The sequence below is a fragment of the Methylobacterium sp. 142-1Y genome, assembly GCF_057747795.1.
In genome coordinates, this window is sequence record NZ_CM173224.1 from 992401 (window position 1) to 1011507 (window position 19107).

At 69.8% G+C, this 19107-nt stretch carries 18 protein-coding genes; 7 read left to right on the forward strand and 11 right to left on the reverse strand.

Annotation, left to right across the window (positions count from 1 at the left end; translation table 11 throughout):
* Positions 1-150: 150 nt before the first annotated feature.
* From AC3AOF_RS04680 to AC3AOF_RS04695, 4 genes are all read right to left on the reverse strand, one after another.
* Complete coding sequence (locus tag AC3AOF_RS04680) at positions 151-1101, reverse strand: ROK family protein (protein WP_488347806.1); 951 nt, start codon at positions 1099-1101, stop codon at positions 151-153.
* Between the two features lie 5 nt (positions 1102-1106).
* Positions 1107-2453 carry a dicarboxylate/amino acid:cation symporter gene (locus AC3AOF_RS04685; protein ID WP_236991876.1) on the reverse strand — a complete coding sequence of 449 codons (1347 nt, stop codon included), beginning with the start codon at positions 2451-2453 and terminating at the stop codon, positions 1107-1109.
* A gap of 462 nt (positions 2454-2915) precedes the next feature.
* Positions 2916-3800, reverse strand: coding sequence for a CYTH domain-containing protein (locus AC3AOF_RS04690; RefSeq protein WP_236991875.1), 885 nt, complete (start codon positions 3798-3800; stop codon positions 2916-2918).
* A 142-nt stretch (positions 3801-3942) separates the two neighbouring features.
* Positions 3943-4554: a TetR/AcrR family transcriptional regulator gene (locus tag AC3AOF_RS04695; protein ID WP_488347807.1), complete on the reverse strand. Its 612-nt coding sequence runs from the start codon at positions 4552-4554 to the stop codon at positions 3943-3945.
* A gap of 69 nt (positions 4555-4623) precedes the next feature.
* Here AC3AOF_RS04695 and AC3AOF_RS04700 point away from each other — a divergent pair, with 69 nt between their 5' ends.
* The 5 genes from AC3AOF_RS04700 (at position 4624) to AC3AOF_RS04720 (ending at position 8847) form a co-directional block, all read left to right on the forward strand.
* A complete protein-coding gene (locus AC3AOF_RS04700) occupies positions 4624-5937 on the forward strand; it encodes an MFS transporter (protein WP_488347808.1) in 1314 nt (437 codons plus the stop codon).
* A 160-nt stretch (positions 5938-6097) separates the two neighbouring features.
* On the forward strand, positions 6098-7006 hold the full coding sequence (gene trxA, locus AC3AOF_RS04705; RefSeq protein ID WP_488347809.1) for a thioredoxin: 909 nt from the start codon (positions 6098-6100) through the stop codon (positions 7004-7006).
* Positions 7007-7154: 148 nt separating this feature from the next.
* Entirely contained in the window at positions 7155-7823 is a 669-nt protein-coding gene (locus AC3AOF_RS04710; protein ID WP_488347810.1) for an LON peptidase substrate-binding domain-containing protein, read from the forward strand.
* Between the two features lie 49 nt (positions 7824-7872).
* On the forward strand, positions 7873-8067 hold the full coding sequence (locus AC3AOF_RS04715) for a Trm112 family protein (RefSeq protein WP_488347811.1): 195 nt from the start codon (positions 7873-7875) through the stop codon (positions 8065-8067).
* A gap of 357 nt (positions 8068-8424) precedes the next feature.
* Positions 8425-8847 (forward strand): type II toxin-antitoxin system HicB family antitoxin, encoded by a 423-nt coding sequence (locus AC3AOF_RS04720; protein WP_488347812.1) that lies wholly within the window; start codon positions 8425-8427, stop codon positions 8845-8847.
* A 13-nt stretch (positions 8848-8860) separates the two neighbouring features.
* Here AC3AOF_RS04720 and AC3AOF_RS04725 read toward each other — a convergent pair whose 3' ends face one another.
* The 7 genes from AC3AOF_RS04725 to aspS form a co-directional block, all read right to left on the reverse strand.
* Positions 8861-9610, reverse strand: coding sequence for a proteasome-type protease (locus AC3AOF_RS04725; RefSeq protein WP_236991868.1), 750 nt, complete (start codon positions 9608-9610; stop codon positions 8861-8863).
* A 147-nt stretch (positions 9611-9757) separates the two neighbouring features.
* Positions 9758-10672 carry a transglutaminase family protein gene (locus AC3AOF_RS04730; protein ID WP_488347813.1) on the reverse strand — a complete coding sequence of 305 codons (915 nt, stop codon included), beginning with the start codon at positions 10670-10672 and terminating at the stop codon, positions 9758-9760.
* Between the two features lie 98 nt (positions 10673-10770).
* Positions 10771-11715 carry an alpha-E domain-containing protein gene (locus AC3AOF_RS04735; RefSeq protein WP_488347814.1) on the reverse strand — a complete coding sequence of 315 codons (945 nt, stop codon included), beginning with the start codon at positions 11713-11715 and terminating at the stop codon, positions 10771-10773.
* A gap of 83 nt (positions 11716-11798) precedes the next feature.
* Positions 11799-13238, reverse strand: coding sequence for a circularly permuted type 2 ATP-grasp protein (locus tag AC3AOF_RS04740; RefSeq protein ID WP_236991866.1), 1440 nt, complete (start codon positions 13236-13238; stop codon positions 11799-11801).
* Positions 13239-13426: 188 nt separating this feature from the next.
* Entirely contained in the window at positions 13427-14476 is a 1050-nt protein-coding gene (locus AC3AOF_RS04745) for an acyltransferase family protein (RefSeq protein WP_488347815.1), read from the reverse strand.
* Positions 14473-15369, reverse strand: coding sequence for a glycosyltransferase family 2 protein (locus AC3AOF_RS04750; protein WP_488347816.1), 897 nt, complete (start codon positions 15367-15369; stop codon positions 14473-14475). Before AC3AOF_RS04750 ends, AC3AOF_RS04745 begins: the two co-directional genes overlap by 4 nt.
* Positions 15370-15378: 9 nt before the next feature.
* The gene (gene aspS, locus AC3AOF_RS04755) at positions 15379-17193 is read right to left on the reverse strand and encodes an aspartate--tRNA ligase (RefSeq protein WP_488347817.1); all 1815 of its coding nucleotides are present in this window, start codon (positions 17191-17193) and stop codon (positions 15379-15381) included.
* A 300-nt stretch (positions 17194-17493) separates the two neighbouring features.
* On the opposite strand from aspS, the gene AC3AOF_RS04760 reads away from it, so the two are divergent.
* Positions 17494-17862, forward strand: coding sequence for a hypothetical protein (locus AC3AOF_RS04760; protein ID WP_488347818.1), 369 nt, complete (start codon positions 17494-17496; stop codon positions 17860-17862).
* An 85-nt stretch (positions 17863-17947) separates the two neighbouring features.
* On the forward strand, positions 17948-19102 hold the full coding sequence (rnd, locus tag AC3AOF_RS04765) for a ribonuclease D (protein ID WP_236991861.1): 1155 nt from the start codon (positions 17948-17950) through the stop codon (positions 19100-19102).
* The last annotated feature ends 5 nt before the right edge of the window (positions 19103-19107 follow it).

Consider the following 19107-nt stretch of genomic DNA (forward strand, 5'->3'; position numbering starts at 1 on the left):
CTTGTCTCCCGACGGGCGAAAGCCGGTCGAAACGACCGCCTAGAGCATTTTCCGACGAAGTGGACACCGGTTCGTCGAAGAAAATACGATCAAACAAAGACTTAGAGAGCTTCGCGATTGCAACGCGATCGTGAAGCGCTCTAGCACGCCTCAGGCGGCGGATGTATCCTGTTCGTTCCACAGCCATGCCGCTCCGCGCACCCCCGAGGCGTCGCCGTGGCGGCTTGGCCGGATCGGCGTGGCGAAGCCGCCGAAGATGTGGGGGGCGACCCGCTCGGGGAGCGCGTCGTAGATCTCGGAAATCGTCGAGAGGCCGCCGCCGAGGACGATCACGTCCGGGTCGAGCACGTTGACGACGCCCGCGATGCCGCGCCCGAGCCGGTCGAGCCAGACCGCGAAGGTCTCGCGCGCCGCCGCATCGCCGCCGCGCATCGCCGCGACGATCGCCTCCCCGGTCATCGCCAAGTTGGTCATCGCCAAGTCGGTCATCGCCAAGTCGGTGCGCCGCGCATGGTCGGCAGCCAATCCCGGCCCGGACAGCCATGTCTCGAGGCAGCCGTGCCGGCCGCAATAGCAGGCGGGGCCCGGCCGCTCGTCGTCGCGGGGGGCGGGCAGCGGGTTGTGGCCCCATTCCCCGGCGATGCGCTGGCGCCCGGACAGGGCCCGGCCCGCGAGCGCGATGCCCGAGCCCACGCCGGTGCCGAGGATCACCGCCCAGACGACGGCGGCCCCCTGCCCCGCCCCGTCGACGGCCTCGGAGACCGCCAGGCAATTGGCGTCGTTCTCCAGCCGCACCGGGCGGGCGAGAACCCGCGAGAGGTCGTCGCCGAGCGGCCGGCCGTTGAGCCAGGTCGAGTTGGCGTTCTTGACCCGGCCGGTCTCCGGCACCAGCGCGCCGGGGATGCCCACCCCGACGGTGCCGGTGCCGCCGGACTCGGCTTCGAGGAAGCCGACCAGGGCGGCGATGGCCCGGAGCGAAGCGTCGTACTCGCCGCGCGGGGTGACGATCCGGCGCTCGGCCAGGACCCGGCCCGATGCGTCGAGGGCGATCCCGGCGATCTTGGTGCCGCCGAGATCGATGCCGATGCGAAGGACCGCCATAGCCGTCAGGGCGCGACCGGGACCGGCTTCTCGTCGGCGATCTCGGTGCCGATGGCGAGGGGATTGGCCATCACCTCGCGCAGCTTGACCGGGTCGAGCTCGCCCTCCCAGCGGCTCACCACCACGCAGGCGACGCCGTTGCCGACGAGGTTGGTGAGCGCGCGGCATTCCGACATGAACTTGTCGATGCCGAGGATCAGCGCCATCGCGGCGACCGGGACCGGGTTGCCGGGGATCGCCCCGAGGGTGGCGGCGAGCGTGATGAAGCCGGCGCCGGTGACGCCCGACGCCCCCTTCGAGGTCAGCATCGCGACCCCGATGATGGTGGCGTATTGCCCGAAGCTGAGATCCGCCCCCACGGCCTGGGCCAGGAACAGGGTCGCCAGCGTCATGTAGATGTTGGTGCCGTCGAGGTTGAACGAGTAGCCGGTCGGGATGACGAGGCCGACGACCGAATCCGAGGCGCCGAGCCGTTTCATCTTCTGCATCATGTGCGGCAGCACCGTCTCGGACGAGGAGGTGCCGAGCACGATGAGGAGCTCGTCCTTGATGTAGGCCAGGAACTTGAGGATCGAGAAGCCGGAGAAGCGCGCGATCAGCCCGAGCACCACCAGCACGAAGAGCAGGCTGGTGAGGTAGAAGGTGGCGACGAGGCCCGCGAGGTTGCCGAGCTTGCCGATGCCGTACTGGCCGATCGTGTAGGCCATGGCGCCGAAGGCGCCGAGCGGCGCGAGCTTCACGATCATGCCGATGATGCGGAAGAAGATCTCGCCCGCCGCCTCGATGGCGTGGATCGCCGGCTTGCCGCGCTCGCCCAAGCCCGTGATGACCACGCCGGTCAGCACCGCGATCAGCAGGATCTGGAGCAGGTCGCCGCCCGCGAAGGCATCGAAGTAGCTTTTCGGAATGATCGCCATGATGTGGGCGACCGTCGAATCCGCCTGCGCCTTGCTGACGTAGCCGGCCACCGCCTTGGCGTCGAGCTGCGCCGGATTGGCGCCGAAACCGGCGCCCGGCTGCACGATCTCGCCGACGATCACGCCCACGAGCAGGGCGAGCGAGGACACCACCTCGAAATAGATCAGCGCCTTGAGGCCGACGCGGCCGACCTTCTTCAGGTCGCCGATCGACGCGATGCCGTGCACGATGGTGCAGAAGATGATCGGGGCGATCATCATCTTGATGAGCGCGATGAAGGCGTCGCCGAGCCACTTCATCGACTTGGCGGTGTCGGGCGCCACGTAGCCGAGCAGCACGCCGAGCGCGATGGCGATCAGAACCTGAATGTAGAGGACCCTGTACCAAGGCTGCGACGAGCCCGGGGCCGTCGCGGACGGCGTGGCGTGCTGCATGTTCGTTCTCTCCCCAGGGGGCCGGTCGCTTGTGATCGGCCGTCGCGGTGCGGCCTTCGCCGCGTGATGTCCTCTGGAACGGGACGCGGTCCGGACAGTGTAGGAAGTCCGGCCCGCCAATTCCAAGTCGAAAATCCGGGATAACCCTGCGGTCGCCCCGGCTCACGGCCCCGCTGTCTTTGCGACAAGGGGAGCCGATGGCGTCCGGTCGTTGCCGGAACCTCGAAAGCCGCCCTCGCACGGCCGGTCGTCAAACCGGGCACGGTCCAGCCGGAATGCGGCGTGCCGCTTGGGCGCAGCGACGTCAAGTGGCTGACGGATTACGGTGTGCCATTCAACCGTGCAACACGGATTCGTCGCGGTCGGATGCGCCCGCTCGACACGAAAAATCCCGGGTTCCGGCCAAGGCGGAACCCGGGATGGGTCGAGATCGGGGAAGGGGTGTCGGACGGGGTCCGTCCCTCAGGGCGTCGGCTGGGTCCGGCGCGGGCGCACGGTCCAGCGCTCGAAGGCGGGTGTACCGTCGTCGCGGGCGGCATCCCCGCCCGGCACCGCGGCGCCGAGCGCCTGGGACAGGCTCTCGATCACGTCGTCGATGCGGGCATCGGCGTGGGGCTCCGGGGCCGGCGGGGGCTGAGGAGGCTCTTGGGCGGCCTCGGCCTGGGGCGGCGGGGGCGGCGCCTCGTGGACATGCACGGGCTCGGGCTCCGGCGGCGGGGCCGGCGCCGGCTCGGGCGTAGGCGGCGTGGCGATGCGGCGGAGCGCATTGACCACCCCGCCCTCGTCGCCGTTGCGGCTCGGCGCGGCGTAGCGGCCGAAGCCGTAGCGCGGCTCGATCAGGTCGAGCACCGCGTCGAGGGCCGCATTGGACAAACCGATCTCGCCGGGCTGCGGCACGCCCTGGAGCGCGATGCTGCGGCCCTCGTAGGCGGCATCCGCGGTGACCTCGGGGCCGAACCACGGCGGGGCCGGGAAACCGTTCGCCTCGTCGGGATTGTCGAACACCACCGAGACGACGTCGACGTTGCCGGGGGCGACGTAGCGGTCGATCAGGGCGTCGCGGCCGTTGCCGAGAGCGACCTGCGTGCGGTCGTAGGCGGCGCGGCCCGCGCAGACGTCGAGGAGCGCGTCGCCATGGGCGCGCGGCACCTCGGTGCGCTCCTCGTGCGAGGTGCCGTTGTCGGAGGTGACCAGGACGAGGTGGCATTGGCCGCCATCGACGCGCACGAACGAGGTCCGGCCGGATTGGGGCGGGAAGTAACCTTCGGTGATGCGGGAGGAGCCGCGCTCCTTGCGGATCAGGCGGACCAGCGCCGGCGCAACCTGGAAACGTCGTACGAGGGTCATACGCTCAACTCCACGGGGGTCGCTGCCCAAAGGCCATTGAGAGGCGATGGGCCGCGATCGGCGTCAACTCTCGCGTATCGACCGATCACGGCGACGGAATCAAGGCCGTGCTGCGACTGCCCCCCGATTTATTGACGGAATTCTATCGTGCGGTGCGGGATGCTGGTTGCGCCCGGCTCGCCGCGATCAGGGCCTCGGCGGCTTGCCGGAGCGAGCGGTTCGGCCCCTCGGCCCCGAAGATCTGCCCGCAGGCGAAGGCGCCCTCGATCAGCAGCAGCAAGGCGTCGGCAAGGGTGTCGGGTGCCCGGGCGCCGAGGGTGCCGGCCACCTCGGCGAGGCGGGCGTGGAGCGCACGCTTGCCGTCGCAGGCCGCCGCGTGGACCGGGTGGTCCGCCTCCGGATACTCGATCACGGCGTTGGTGAGGCCGCAACCGCGAAAGCCCGGCCGGGCGCTGCGCCGGGCGATCCCGTCGAGGAAGGCGACGAGGCCCGCCCCCGGGTCGTCCGGATGGGCCGCCAGCGCCTCGTCGAGGCGCCCGCGCAGGCCCGCATCGTAATCTTCCAGGCAGGCGACCACGAGGGCGTCCTTCGAGGCGAAGCCGCGATAGAGGCTCGGCTTCGTCACCCCGGCCCGGGCCACGATCTCGTCGACCCCGACGCCCCGGAAGCCGCGCAAGTAGAACAGCTCGCGGGCCGCCGCCCGGATCCGGTCGCCGGCCCGGACGGGTGCGCTCCCGTCATGCCCCTCCGCCATGTTTGGTCCTTGACGATGTTACTGACCGGTACGTAACGTCCTAGCACGATTCGGGGAGGATGTCCCAGCATGAGTTCGACCGTGTCGCCGCGGGGCCTCGCCTCCCCGGCCCCGACTGCACCGAGACCCCGGCCCTTCGGCCAGAACTACGCCTTCGTGGTCATCGGCGTGATCTTCCTGTGCCTGCTCGCGGCGGCGGGCCTGCGCGCCTCGCCGGGCGTGCTGATCCTGCCGCTGGAGCAGGCCTTCGGCTGGAGCCGCTCCACCACCTCCTTTGCCGCCGGCCTCGGCATCTTCCTGTACGGGCTCGTCGGCCCCTTCGCGGCGGCGCTGATGCAGAGCTTCGGCATCCGCCGCACCCTGCTCTGCGCGCTGGCGCTCATGGCGACCTCGACGGCGTTGAGCGCGCTCATGAGCGAGCCCTGGCACCTGATCGCCACCTGGGGCGTGCTGTCGGGCCTCGGCAGCGGCTGCGTCGCCATCGTGCTCGGCGCCACGGTGGTGAACCGCTGGTTCGCCGTGCGCCGCGGCCTGTTCATGGGGCTTTTGACCGCCAGCACCGCCACCGGCACCCTGATCTTCCTGCCGGGCCTGGCGGCGATCGCGCAGGCCGGCGGCTGGCAGCCGGTGGTGCTCACCGTCGCCTGCGCCATCGCGGCCCTGATCCCGCTCGTCGCCTGGCTCCTGCCGGAGCGTCCCTCCGATATCGGCCTCACCCCGTATGGCGCCGCACCCGGCACCGCCTCCGAGCCGCCGCGGCGGGCCAATCCGTTTCGCGCCGCGATCGACGGGCTGGTGCGGGCGAGCCGCAAAGGCGATTTCTGGCTGCTCTTCGGCACCTTCTTCATCTGCGGGCTCACCACCAACGGGCTGGTGGGCACCCACCTGATCTCGTTCTGCGCGGACCAGGGCATTCCGGAGGTGCGGGCCGCGGGGCTCTTGGCGCTGATGGGCGTGTTCGACCTCATCGGCACCACCGGCTCGGGCTGGCTCACCGACCGCTACGACCCGAGGAAGCTGCTCTTCGTCTATTACGGCCTGCGCGGCCTGTCGCTGATGGCCCTGCCCTTCACCGATTTCTCGTTCTACAGCCTGTCGATCTTCGCGGTGTTCTACGGTCTCGACTGGATCGCCACGGTGCCGCCGACGGTGCGGCTCGCCAACGAGGCCTTCGGCGAGCGCGACGCCCCGATCGTGTTCGGCTGGATCGCCGCCGGCCACCAGCTCGGGGCTGCCACCGCCGCCTTCGGCGCCGGCCTGGTGCGGGCCTCCGAGGGGCGCTACCTCGAGGCGTTCCTGGCCGCGGGCCTCACCGCCGTGATGGCCGCCCTGATGTCGCTGATGATCGGCCGGATGCGCCAGGCGGCGCCGGCAACGGCGTGAGGGTTACGCCGGACGCGCCACCGCGGCGGGTCCGGCTCCTGTTTTTCCGGGCTTTTTCCGGCTTTGCGCGCCTTGCCCTGGCCGGGGCGGCCGGTCTACCCCATCTGTTCGGCGGGCCGGCGAGGCCCGCGACGTGAAGGCCGTTCTCCTGAGGTCATCGATGCTTACCGACACTCCCGCGGCCGGCCAGACTCCTGCGGGCGCCCTGATCAAGGACACCACCACCGCGACCTTCCGCCAGGACGTGATGCAGGAATCCCTGCAGCAGCCGGTGCTGGTCGATTTCTGGGCGCCCTGGTGCGGGCCGTGCAAGCAGCTCACCCCGATCATCGAGAAAGCCGTCAAGGATGCCGGCGGCAAGGTGAAGCTCGTCAAGATGAACATCGACGAGCATCCCCAGATCGCCGGGCAGCTCGGCATCCAGTCGATCCCGGCGGTGATCGCGTTCCAGCGCGGCCAGCCGGTGGACGGCTTCATGGGCGCCCTGCCCGAGGGCCAGGTGAAGGCCTTCATCGAGCGCCTGGTCGGCCCCCTCGGCCCGACCGCGGTCGAGGACCTGATGGCCGAGGCGCAAGCGGCCGGCGAGGCCGGCGACCCGGATGCCGCCGCCGAGATCTATGCCGCGGTTCTCGGCCAGGAGCCGGGCCATGCCGGCGCCATCGCGGCGCTCGCGCGCCTCCTCCTCGACCGCGACGACGTCGAGGGCGCCCGCCGCTTCCTCGAATCCGCCCCGCCCGAGGCCGCCAAGGACCCGGCCATCGCGGCGGTGAAGGCGGCGATCGAGCTCGCCGAGCAGGCGGCGTCGCTGGGCGACCTCGCCGGCTTCCAGCGCCGGATCGAGGCGGATCCGGCCGATTACCAGGCCCGGTTCGACCTCGCGCTCGGCCTCAACGCCAAGGGCCAGCAGCAGGAGGCGGTCGACCAGCTGATCGAGATCGTTCGCCGCGACCGGACCTGGAACGACGACGGCGCCCGCAAGCAGCTGCTCCAGCTGTTCGAGGCCTGGGGCCCGATGGACCCGATGACCATCCGCGGCCGGCGCAAGCTCTCGACGCTGATGTTCTCCTAACGGCGGAGGGAAAGTGGCTCTCCGGCGCGGCATTACGCCGGACCGGTATCCACGCCGGAGGGCAGCGCCCTAAGTGGTAGGTTTGCGATCCCCGGGCCCGAACGAGAGGGTCCGGGAGCCCTGATCGATCCGCGCGGGAGCGACGCCGATGAGCATGAACGTCGCCTACAAGGGCCCGACCGATTGCCCGGTCGTGATCCCGGTCTTTCCGCTCCCCGGCGCGTTGCTGCTGCCGCGGGGCCAGATGCCGCTCAACATCTTCGAGCCGCGCTACCTCGCGATGGTGGACGATGCTTTGCGCACCGACCGGGTGATCGGCATGATCCAGCCGGATTCCGAGTCCGGCGAAACCCCGCTGTCGCCGAAACTCTTCCGGGTCGGCTGCGCCGGCCGGGTGACCCAGTTCGCCGAGACCGGCGACGGCCGCTACCTGATCTCGCTCACCGGCATCGCCCGGTTCCGGATCGAGGAGGAGATGGCCACCACCACCGGCTATCGCCGCTGCAAGGTCACCTTCGCGCCCTTCGAGAGCGACTTCCATGCGCGGGCCGGCGAGGAGGCGGTGGACCGCGCCGGAGTGCTGAAGGCGCTTCGCGATTTCGTCGACGCCAACGACCTCAAGGTCGACTGGGCCGGGATCGAGGAGGCGCCGAACGAGGCCCTGGTCAACGCGCTCTGCATGATGAGCCCGTTCGGCCCACGCGAGAAGCAGGCGATGCTGGAGGCCCCCGACCTCAAGACCCGGGCCGAGGTTCTGATTGCCGTCACAGAGATGGAGCTGGTGCGCGGAGCGGGTGGCGAGCCGACGCTGCAATAGGCGGCGCTTTGGGGTATGGCCTCCCCCGAACCCATCGGAAGGATGACCCGTGACCGAATCCCTCGACGCCACCCGCATCGACCCGAAGCTGCTCGAACTGCTGGTCTGCCCCCTGACCAAGGAGCGGCTGGAGTATGATTCCGCGCGCCAGGAGCTGATCAGCCGCTCGGCCAAGCTCGCCTATCCGATCCGCGACGGCATCCCGATCATGCTGCCGGAAGAGGCGCGGGCGCTGGTGGATTGAGGGCCTGTTCGAGTCGATTGATATTTAGAAAACCGGGAAGCACTAGAGGTTAACCCTATCCACTCACCTCATCCTGAGGTGTTAGTCGATCGTAGATCGACTGACCTCGAAGGAGGGCTCCAGCTGATCGCCGCGACCACTGGAGCCCTCCTTCGAGGCTCCCTTCGGTCGCACCTCAGGATGAGGTAAGAGGGGTAGGATAATCGCACACGACATCTTCGAATCCAAGAAGGGCGGCTCGGGCCGTCTGATCGTTCGGCGCGGCGACCGGAGGTCCGAACTGCCGATGCATGGCGGCCGCAAGGAACTCGGCACCGGTCTCGTCAATGCCATCAAGAAGCAGCTCGGGCTGAAGTGATGCTGGCCTACGCGATCGAACTCACCCTAGACGACAACGATACCCTGCTGGTCACCTGTCCGCTCCTGCCGATCGTCGCGACCTTCGGCGAGGCTGAGGCCCGGCGGCACGCCGTGGACGCAATCGAAACGGCGCTCACCAGCGTGATCGTCGCGGATAGGGAGGAGATCCCGTTTCAACCGGCGGGCGACATGGACGGCGCAATCGTCCTTCCGCTGCTCACCGAGTTGAAGGTGCGGCTCTTCGAGGCGCTGCGGACGACCGGGCTCACCCGAGCCGATTTGGCGCGTCGACTGGGCTGGAACCGGGAGAGCGTCGATCGGCTGTTTCGCCTCGACCACAAGTCCCGGCTCGAACAGATCGAGGCCGCCTTCGCGGCGCTCGGACGCCGCGTCGATCTCAGCGTGCGGGACGCGGCGTGAGCCGAGCCCCTCCCTACTTCACCCCCGGCCCGTAAGGCGGTCGCGGGATCGCCCGATGCGCCGCACGGAGCGCCGCCGACCAGCGTTCGCGCAGGTCGTGGAAATACGGCTCGCCGGCCTCGATCCGGTGCAGCACCTCGGTGTCGCAGGTGTTGCGGCGGATCACCGTCAGGTCGATCGGCAGGCCGACGCCGAGATTCGACCGCATGGTCGAATCCATCGACACGAGGCCGACCTTGAGCGCGTCGTAGATGTCGGTCTTGTAGGTGACGGCGCGATCGAGGATCGGCTTGCCGTATTTGTGCTCGCCGATCTGCAGGAACGGGGCGTCCTGGCTGCAGGCGATGAAGTTGCCGGCCGAGTAGATCATGTAGAGCCGCATCGGCCCGTCGCCGATCTGGCCGCCGAACAGGAACGACACCTCGAAGCGCAGCTGCGCCGCCTCGAACCCGGCGCGCTCGATCGCCCGGACTTTCCGGATCGCGCGGCCGATGAGCTGGGCGGCGCGGAACATCGTCGGCGCGTCGTAGATCGTCTCCGGCTTGCCGGTATCGGGATCCTCGACGCCCTCGGTCAGGAGCGAGAGCACCGATTGGGTCACCGACAGGTTGCCGGCCGAGGCGAGCGCCAGCACCCGCTCGCCGGGCTTGGTGAACATGTGCAGCTTGCGGTAGGTCGAGATGTCGTCGAGGCCCGCATTGGTGCGGGTATCGGCGATCATGACGAGACCCTCTTCGACCAGGATCCCGACGCAATAGGTCATCGCACACCGCCCCCCGGCGAGCCGTCATGCGGGCGGTCCGGCACCGCGCGCGGCGCCACCCTGGCCCAGCCCGCCCGGCGAATCCAGCCGAATTCGCTTCCCCGGGGTGAGGTGGCCCGCCCCTATCGCGGCGGTGCCACAGGCGCGTCAGCCCTGGGCCTGACCCTGCGCGGCCGGAGCCTGCTGCGCCTGCGCGTGAGCCTGCTCCGTCCCGGCCTGCGTCTTCTCGGACTGATCCTTCTCGGGGTGATCCTTGGCCCGGGCATCGTCGACCCGCACCCGGACCGTCATGGTCTCGGTGCCGCCGCCGGTGCGGCTGCCGCGGACCGGGGCGGCGTCGAGATAGTCGAGGCCGATCGCCACCCGCAGATGGGCTTCCGTCACGGCGATGCCGTGGGCGGGATCGAACCCGACCCAGCCGAGATCCGGCACCCGGGCCTCGACCCAGGCATGGCCGGCCTCCTGCTCCGCGGTGTCGGGCCGCCAGTGATAGCCCGTGACGTAGCGCACCGGGATCTCGAGGTGGCGCGCCGCCGCGATGAAGACGTGGGCGACGTCCGGCGCCACGCCCTTGCGCAGGGCGAAGACCTCCGCCGCGGTGGTGGTGGCCCCGGTCGGGCCGGGGGCGTAATCGACCGCCTGGTGGACGCCGGCGAGCAGCCGGTGCAGCCGGTCGAGGGGATCGGCGCTGTCGCCCACCGTCTCGTCGGCGAAGGCCCGGATCGCCTCGTCGGCGACGGCGAAGCGCGATTCGCGTAAGTAGAACGGGTCCGGCAGCCACTCGGAGATGCCGCGCATCACCCCATGGGTCTCGGTGGTCTCGACCTCGCCGGTGACCCGGATCGTCATCGCCTCCTCGAGGCCGTCGGCGCTGAAGACGTGGACGATGTTGCCGAAGCCGTCCTCGCGCCGGCTCAGGCGGCCGTCGACGGTCGGCTCGATGCGCCAGGCGCGCACGTGCTGGCCGTCATGGTCGCGCGGCGTCAGCCGCAGCATCTGGATCAGGCCCCGGGCCGGGCTGTCGTATCGATAAACCGTCTCGTGGACGACGCGGATGCGCATGGGGTCGCGATGCTCGCTGTCACGCTAAAGCTTCAAGCCGTGCGGGGCGGTCATACACCGTCCCGCTCGTGGGCGAAACCGTCCGGGCGTGGGGGGCTTCAGCCCAGATACTGCTCGACGATCGCCGCCCCGAGCCGGTTGTTCTCGGCGATGAACGCCTCGATGAACTCGTGCAGGCCGGAGGCGAAGATCTCGTCCACCGTGGTGTCGTCGAGCTTGGCGAGCATGCCGCGGGCGAGTCGCTGGCTCGGGCCCCGGCGGCCATAGGCGTCGGCGATGCGGTCGAGGTTGTTGACCAGCATCTCGTAGCAATTGGCGAGCGAGCGCGGCATCTCGCGGTTGAGGATCAAGAGGTCGGCGACCAGCCAGGGCTTGATGCTCTCGCGATAGACCCAGTGATAGGCAGTGAGCGCCGAGACCTCGCGCAGGATCGTCGTCCACTGAAAGTAGTCGAGGCTGCCGCCGATCCGCTCGGTCTCGGGGAGAAGCACGTGGTACTTCACGTCGAGGATGCGGGCGGTGTTGTCCGCCCGCTCGATGGCGACGCCGAGGCGGGTGAACCAGTAGGCGTCGTTGCGCAGCATCGTGCGGTAGGCCGAGCCGTCGAAGGCCAGCGACACGCCCTTCACCCAGTCGAGGAAGCGGGCGAATTCCTCCCGGGTCATGTCCCGGCCCTCGAAGCTGCGCAGGTGCAGGTAGGCCTCGTTGATCGCCTCCCACATCTCGCTGGTCAGCGCCGTGCGCACGCTGCGGGCATTCTCCCGTGCGGTCTGGAGGCAGGAGCGGATCGAGGACGGGTTGTTGGGGCTGAAGGCCAGGAAGTCGCGGACGGTGTGCTCGTTGACGCTGTCGTAGAGCGGCCGAAAGAGATCGATGTTGCCGGCCGAGGCCAGGGCCGATTCCCATTCGTTCGCGTCGCCGCCGCCGTAATTGGCCGGCAGGGCGGAGAGGCGCAGGGCGGCGTCGAGGATGCGGGCGACGAAGTCGGCGCGCTCGGCGTAGCGCGAGAGCCAGTACAGGTTGTCGGCGGTGCGGGAGAGCATGGCGGGCGGATGGCTCACGCTTTGGGTGGTGCGGGCGGACCGGGCGTCGGGCCCGGTCCCGTTCTCACGAGCGAAAGGGCCGCTCAGCCGTCGAGCACCCAGGTATCCTTGGTGCCGCCGCCCTGGCTCGAATTGACCACGAGCGAGCCCTCCTTGAGGGCGACCCGGGTCAGGCCGCCGGGCACGATGCGGATGTCGTCGGCGCCCGAGAGCACGAAGGGCCGCAGGTCGACGTGGCGGGGCGCGACGCCGGAGGCGACGAAGGTCGGGCAGGTCGAGAGTGCCAGGGTCGGCTGGGCGATGAATCCGTCCGGCGCGTGGCGCAGCTTGCGGCCGAATTCCTCGATCTCGCGCTTCGTGGCGTGGGGGCCGACCAGCATGCCGTAGCCGCCCGAGCCGTTGACCTCCTTGACCACCAGGTCGCCGAGATTGGCGAGCACGTAGGACAACGCCTCCTTCTCGCGGCAGCGGAAGGTCGGCACGTTGTGCAGGATCGGCTCCTCGCCGGTGAAGAAGCGCACGATTTCCGGCATGTAGCTGTAGACCGCCTTGTCGTCGGCGATGCCGGTGCCGACCGCGTTCGCGAGCGTGACGCTGCCGCTCTGGTAGGCGCTCATCAGGCCGGGCACGCCGAGGACCGAATCGGGCCGGAACACCAGCGGATCGAGGAAGTCGTCGTCGATGCGCCGGTAGATCACGTCGACGCGCCGCGGCCCCTCGGTGGTCCGCATGTAGACCACGTCGTCCTTGGTGAAGAGGTCGGAGGCCTCGACGAGGTCGACGCCGAGCTTGTCGGCCAGGAACGAGTGCTCGTAGAAGGCCGAGTTGAAGCGGCCGGGGGTCAGCAGCACCACGCTCGGGTCGCGGGCGGCGCGCATCGGCGCCAGGCTGCGCAGGGTCGCGAGCAGCGCGTCCGGATAGGCCTCGACCGGGGAGACCCGGTGCTTGGAGAACAGTTCGGGGAAGAGCCGCAGCATCACCTCGCGGTTCTCCAGCATGTAGGAGACCCCCGACGGCGTGCGGGCATTGTCCTCCAGCACGAAGAACTGGTCTTCGCCGGTGCGCACGATATCGATGCCGGCGATGTGGACGTACTTGCCGTGCGGTACCTCGAAATCCCGCATCTCCAGCCGGTAATGCGGGTTGCGGAAGACGAGGTCGCCCGGGATGATCCCGGCCTTGATGCAGTCCTGCGGGCCGTAGATGTCGGCCAGGAACATGTTGAGCGCGGTGACGCGCTGCTTCAGGCCGCGTTCGAGGAAACCCCATTCGGGCTTGGTCAGCACCCGCGGGATGATGTCGAACGGGATCAGCCGCTCCGTCGACTCGTTGTCGCCATAGACCGCGAAGGTGATCCCGATCCGGCGGAAGAACAATTCGGCCTGGCTGCGCCGCGTGTCGAAATGCTCGGGCGGAGTATTTTCGAGCCAGGTTTTAAGCGCCGCGTACGCCTCGCGCACGGCGGCCGGGCTCAGTCCGCTCTCCTGAGTTCCCGTCATTTCGTCGAACGCGCTGAGCGGCATGGGCGTCCCTCTGTTTGACCCGAAGCTAGACGCAAGACGGGGGCCAAGGCAAAGGAAATGCGTCCTGTTCACAGAGGCGCCCCCCGACTTCGCGCTGGGTCAGGCCGGGTGGTGCGGATCACGCCGGGGCTGGGGCGGTTTTGCTCAAATTTTCGGCAACGCCGCGGAGGGCGGGGCCTCGGCCCGCGTCAGTCCGCGGCCGCCCGCCGCCCGATCAGCCTCGCCTTCCAGCCGAGCGCCGGCCGCTCGACGAAGTGCCAGGACAGGGCCGCCACCGCGAGGGTGAGGAGGAGCGAGGGCGGCAGCAGCCACCCGGCCGAGACCGCGGGAAACAGCGCGTGCAGGCTCTGCTGGATCGGCCAGCCGTAGAGATAGGTGCCGTAGGAGAGGTCGGCCCGCGGATCGAGGGCGGGGTGCCGCAGGGGGGGTCTGAGGCCGAGGCAGAGGACGGCATAGGCCTCGGCGAGGAAGAGCGCGGGCGGGTAGAGGGCGGTGCCGTGCAGGAGAGCCGCGAGCGCGAGCAGCGCGAAGGCGAGCGGCCAGCTCAGCCGGGCGCGATCGGCATGGAGGAAGAGCGCGGCGCCGGCGGCGAAGATCAGCGGCAGGCGCAAACTCGTCTCGAGGCCCTTCGGCATCTCGCCAGCCCGCAGGCCGGCGAGGCTAAGGGCCACGAAGAGTCCGGCGACCAGAAGCGGAGCGAGCCAGCGCTGGCGCAGAGCTCCGAAAAGTCCCGCCGCCAGCAGGCCGAGGTAGCACAGGACCTCGTATTTGAGCGTCCAGACCGTGCCCATCGGGAACCGGAACGGGTTGTCCGAGAAGACCCCCGGCAGGGCGGCATTGCTCTTGAAGGTGGTGAGCGTTCCTTGGATGAACCGCCACAGACCCGGATCGCTCCAATAGGCCGGGAGGCTCGAGGTGGTCATCAGGCTGCCGAGGCCGAGGGCCACGACGAGGGTCGCCGCCACCAGCCCGGGGACGATGCGCAGCGCCCGGGCGACGACGTAGTCGCGCGGGCCGCGGCGCATCAGGCTCATCGTGACGAGGAAGCCGGAGACGGCGAAGAAGCCGTTCACCGCGTGCTCGCCCAGCGTGTAGCCGGTGAGATGCGCCAGCGGCTCGTCGAGGACGGCGCCGGTGGTGACGCTGAAGGCGTGCGAGACCACGACGAGGAGCGCCAGCGCCAGCCGGACCGCCCCGAAGGCGTTGTGCGGTCGAGCAAGACCGTCGGCGACCGTCACCACGGCGCAGCCTCCGGCGGCGCCTCGGCCAAGCCCTCCTGCGCCAGCGCCGTGCGGCCCTTGCGGGCCGCCCAGGCGCCGGCGACCGAGCCGCCGTAACGCTCGATGCCAGAGCGGCGGAAGGCCAGGGCGGCGAGCAGCGCCTTGATCCCGTTCTTGACCAGCATCGCCCCGGTCGGGTCGGGCAGGCCGTATTTGCGCGAGACGTAGGCCCGCGACCAGGCCTGGTGCCAGCGCGAGCGGCGCACCCGGCCGGGCTCCGGCGCGCTCGATGCGCCGCGGCCATGGAGCGCCACCGCGCCGTGGACGTGGACGAGCGCGCGTCCCCCGTCGGCGATCCGCCGGCAGAGGTCGTCGTCCTCGTAGAACAGGAAGATGTTCGGATCGAACCCGCCGAGCGCCAGGAACAGGTCGCGGCGCACCATCAGGCAGGCGCCGGACAGGAACGGCGCGCAGGCATCGGCCTCGGGCGGATGGAGCTTACCGCCAGGATTGGTGAGATAGGGCGCGAGCAGCGAGCGCGGCTGGAAGAAGAAGCGCCCGTCCGGCTCGACGATGCGGGGCGCGAACAGCCCGGCATCGGGGTAGGCCTCGGCCGCGGCGAGCAGCGCATCGGCGGCGCCGGGCTGAAGCTCGACGTCCGGGTTGACGATCAGCGCGTATTCCGCCCGCCCCGCCGCCCAGATGCCGGCATTGTTGCCCCGGCCGTAGCCCTCGTTGCGGGGCAGCCGCAGCACCCTCGCGCCGAGACGGGCGGCGAGGTCCGCCGAGCCGTCGCGGCTGGCATTGTCGACGACGAGGGCCGGGACGTGCTCGCGGGCGAGCGCCGCGAGACAGGCCGGCAGCACGCCGGCGCTGTCATGCGCGACGACGACCGCGACGAGACCGGGCACGTCCGCCGATCAGCCCTGCTTCTGCGGCAGGTTGAGGCGGATATGCAGCTCGCGCAGCTGCTTGGTGGTCACCTCGGACGGCGCGTTCATCATCAGGTCCTCGGCGCGCTGGTTCATCGGGAACAGCACCACCTCGCGGATGTTCGGCTCGTTGCAGAGGAGCATCACGATGCGGTCGACACCCGGGGCGATGCCGCCGTGCGGGGGAGCGCCGAGCTTCAGCGCGTTCAGCATGCCGCCGAACTTCGCCTCCAGCACTTCCCGAGGGTAGCCGGCGAGGCCGAAGGCCTTCTCCATCACCTCGGGACGGTGGTTGCGGATCGCGCCCGACGACAGTTCGATGCCGTTGCAGACGATGTCGTACTGGAACGCCTTGATGCCGAGGATCGTCGCGTGGTCCTCGGGGTCGAGGGCCATGAAGGCCTCGTGGTCGAAATTCGGCATCGAGAACGGGTTGTGCGAGAAATCGACCCGCTTCTCGTCCTCGTTCCACTCGTACATCGGGAAGTCGGTGATCCAGCAGAAGGCGAACTGGTCCTTGTCGGACAGGTTGAGCTCGTCGCCGACGCGGATGCGCGCCTTGCCGGCGAGCCCGGCCGCCTTGGCCTCGGGCCCGGCGGAGAAGAACACCGCGTCGCCGGCCTTGATGCCGGCCTTGGCGGCGATGGCGGCCTGCGCCTCGGCCGGGATGAACTTGGCGATCGGGCCGCGGCCGGTGAGCTTCCCGCCCTCCTCCTCGAACACGATGTAGCCGAGGCCGGGCGCGCCCTCGGAGCGGGCCCAGTCGTTGAGCTTGTCGAAGAACGAGCGCGGCTGGGACGCGGCGCCGGGGGCGGGAACCGCCCGCACCACGCCGCCGGCCTTGATGGCGTTCTTGAACGCGTTGAAGGTCACGTCCTCGCGCAGGAACTCGTCGGTCACGTCGGCGATGACGAGCGGGTTGCGCAGGTCCGGCTTGTCGACGCCGTATTTCAGCATCGCCTCGGCGTAGGGGATGCGCACGAAGCTCGGCGAGACCCGCTTGCCGTCGGCGAATTCCTCGAACACCGAGCGCAGGACCGGCTCCACCGCCTGGAACACGTCTTCCTGGGTGACGAAGCTCATCTCGATGTCGAGCTGGTAGAACTCGCCCGGCGAGCGGTCGGCGCGGGCATCCTCGTCGCGGAAGCAGGGCGCGATCTGGAAGTACCGGTCGAAGCCGGCGATCATCGTCAGCTGCTTGAACTGCTGCGGGGCCTGCGGCAGGGCGTAGAACTTGCCCGGATGCAGGCGCGACGGCACCAGGAAGTCGCGGGCGCCCTCCGGCGACGAGGCGGTGAGGATCGGGGTCTGGAACTCGAAGAACCCGCCCTCGCGCATCCGCCGGCGCAGCGAATCGATGATCGCGCCGCGGCGCATGATGTTGGCGTGCAGCTTCTCGCGGCGCAGGTCGAGGAAGCGGTACTTGAGCCGCGTCTCCTCCGGGTAGTCCTGGTCGCCGAAGACCGGCATCGGCAGTTCGGCGGCGGCGCCCAGCACCTCGAGGTCGGTGATGTAGACCTCGACAGCGCCGGTCGGCAGCTCCGCGTTCTCGGTGCCGGCGGGACGCTGGCGCACCCGGCCGTCGATGCGGATCACCCACTCGGAGCGTACGGCTTCCGCCGCCTTGAAGGCCGCGGAATCGGCGTCGATCACGCATTGCGTGATGCCGTAATGGTCGCGCAGGTCGATGAACAGCACGCCGCCATGGTCGCGGACGCGGTGGCACCAGCCGGAGAGGCGGACGGTCGCGCCGATTTCGGACGGGCGGAGCGCCCCGCAGGTATGGGAACGATAGCGGTGCATGGGCGTGTCTTCGCTGTCCAGAGTCTGGGCTGTCTCGACTGGGCCGCTAGGCCGGGCGCGCGGGCATTTCACCCGCACGCGAAAACGTGCGGCACCCATTCGCGAAGGGGGGAGCGAAGTCAAGCGCGGGCCCCCGGCGCGGATGCGTTCGCACTTGTGGAACAAACAACGAACAATTATATTATCCCCATGGATCAGAACAGCTTTTTCGGCTCCTTCGAGCCGCCCGCAGGTACCCTGCCCGATCCGCCGTGGGACACGCCCACGGCGAGCCACACGCCGCGACCGGAGGCCCGAGTCATGCCGACCGAGAGCAAGGACACGTTCATCGAGCGCCAATTCATCGAGCGCCAGGACGGGACCTGGCGGGTGCTGCCGATCGAGGGCCGGTTCGAACTCGTCTACGAGGACGGCAACGGCGCCTGGAGCGTGCGCCGGCTGCAGGCGCGCGAACTCAAGATCGGCCCGGGCCGCGTGCTGGTCGGCGGCACCGACCGGGACCGGGACGGCTACCGGGGCTTTCGCGCCGACCGCATCCACCGCCTGACCGACCGGGAGACCGGCGAGCGGGTGGAGCGCAACATCCTCGACTGGCTCACCCGCCGGGCGGAAGGGACACGGCGGGCCCGCGCCGCTGCCCTGCGCCGGAACAGGCCGCGCGTCGCGTGATTTTCGCGTGTCGCGCCGCCCAATCCCCATAACCCACGGTGCCGGTCTCTCGCCCTCGGCGGCGGGCTCCGCTATAGCCGGTCCTATGAAGCTGATTACTTCGACGGAAGAACTCGCCTCCGCCTGCGCGCGCTTCGCCACGCAACCCTTCGTGACCGTCGACACGGAGTTCATGCGCGAGACGACCTATTATCCGAAGCTGTGCCTGATCCAGATCGCGGCACCGGACGGGTCGACCGCGCTCGTCGATCCGCTGGCGCCCGAGATCGACCTCGCGCCGTTCTTCGCCCTGATGGGCGACGAGGGCGTGCTGAAGGTCTTCCACTCGGCGCGGCAGGATCTCGAGATCATCTGGCTGCTCGGCGGTCTGCTGCCGCAGCCGTTCTTCGACACCCAGGTCGCCGCGATGGTCTGCGGCTACGGCGACTCGGTCTCGTACGAGCAGCTGGTCAACGACGTCGCCAAGGCGAAGATCGACAAGTCGTCGCGCTTCACCGACTGGTCGCGCCGGCCGCTCTCGGACGCGCAGCTGAGCTACGCCCTGTCGGACGTCACCCACCTCATCAAGGTCTACGAGGCCCTGGGGCGCGAGTTGGTCGCCACCGACCGCGGCGCCTGGCTCGACGAGGAGATGGCGGTCCTCACCTCCCCCGATACCTACAAGGCCGATCCGGACCAGGCCTGGAAGCGCCTGAGCTCCCGGATGCGCAAGGCGCGCGAGATCGCGGTGCTGATGGAGGTGGCGGCCTGGCGCGAGCGCGAGGCGCAGAGCCGCAACGTGCCGCGCGGGCGCATCCTGAAGGACGAGGCGGTGATCGACATCGCCACCTCGGCGCCGCGCAGCGTCGAGGCCCTGGGCCGCTTGCGCACCATCCCCGCCGGGTTCGAGCGCTCGCGCACCGGCGCCGACATCCTGGCGGCGGTCGAGCGCGGCCTGTCCCGCGAGCCCTCGACGGTGCCGACCCCTGAGCGCGGCCGCGCCCGCAGCGGCGGCAACGGGGCGCTCGTCGAGCTCCTCAAGGTGCTGCTGAAGGCGGTCTGCGAGGACGAGCGGGTGGCGCCCAAGATCATCGCGACCGTCGACGACCTCGAGGCGCTCGCCGAGGACGACGCGGCCGACGTGCCGGTGCTGCACGGCTGGCGCCGCGGGCTGTTCGGCGAGAAGGCGCTGGCGCTCAAGGCCGGGCGCCTGGCGCTCTCGGCACAGGGCGGGCGTGTGGTGGTGCGGGAGTTGCCGTGAGGGGT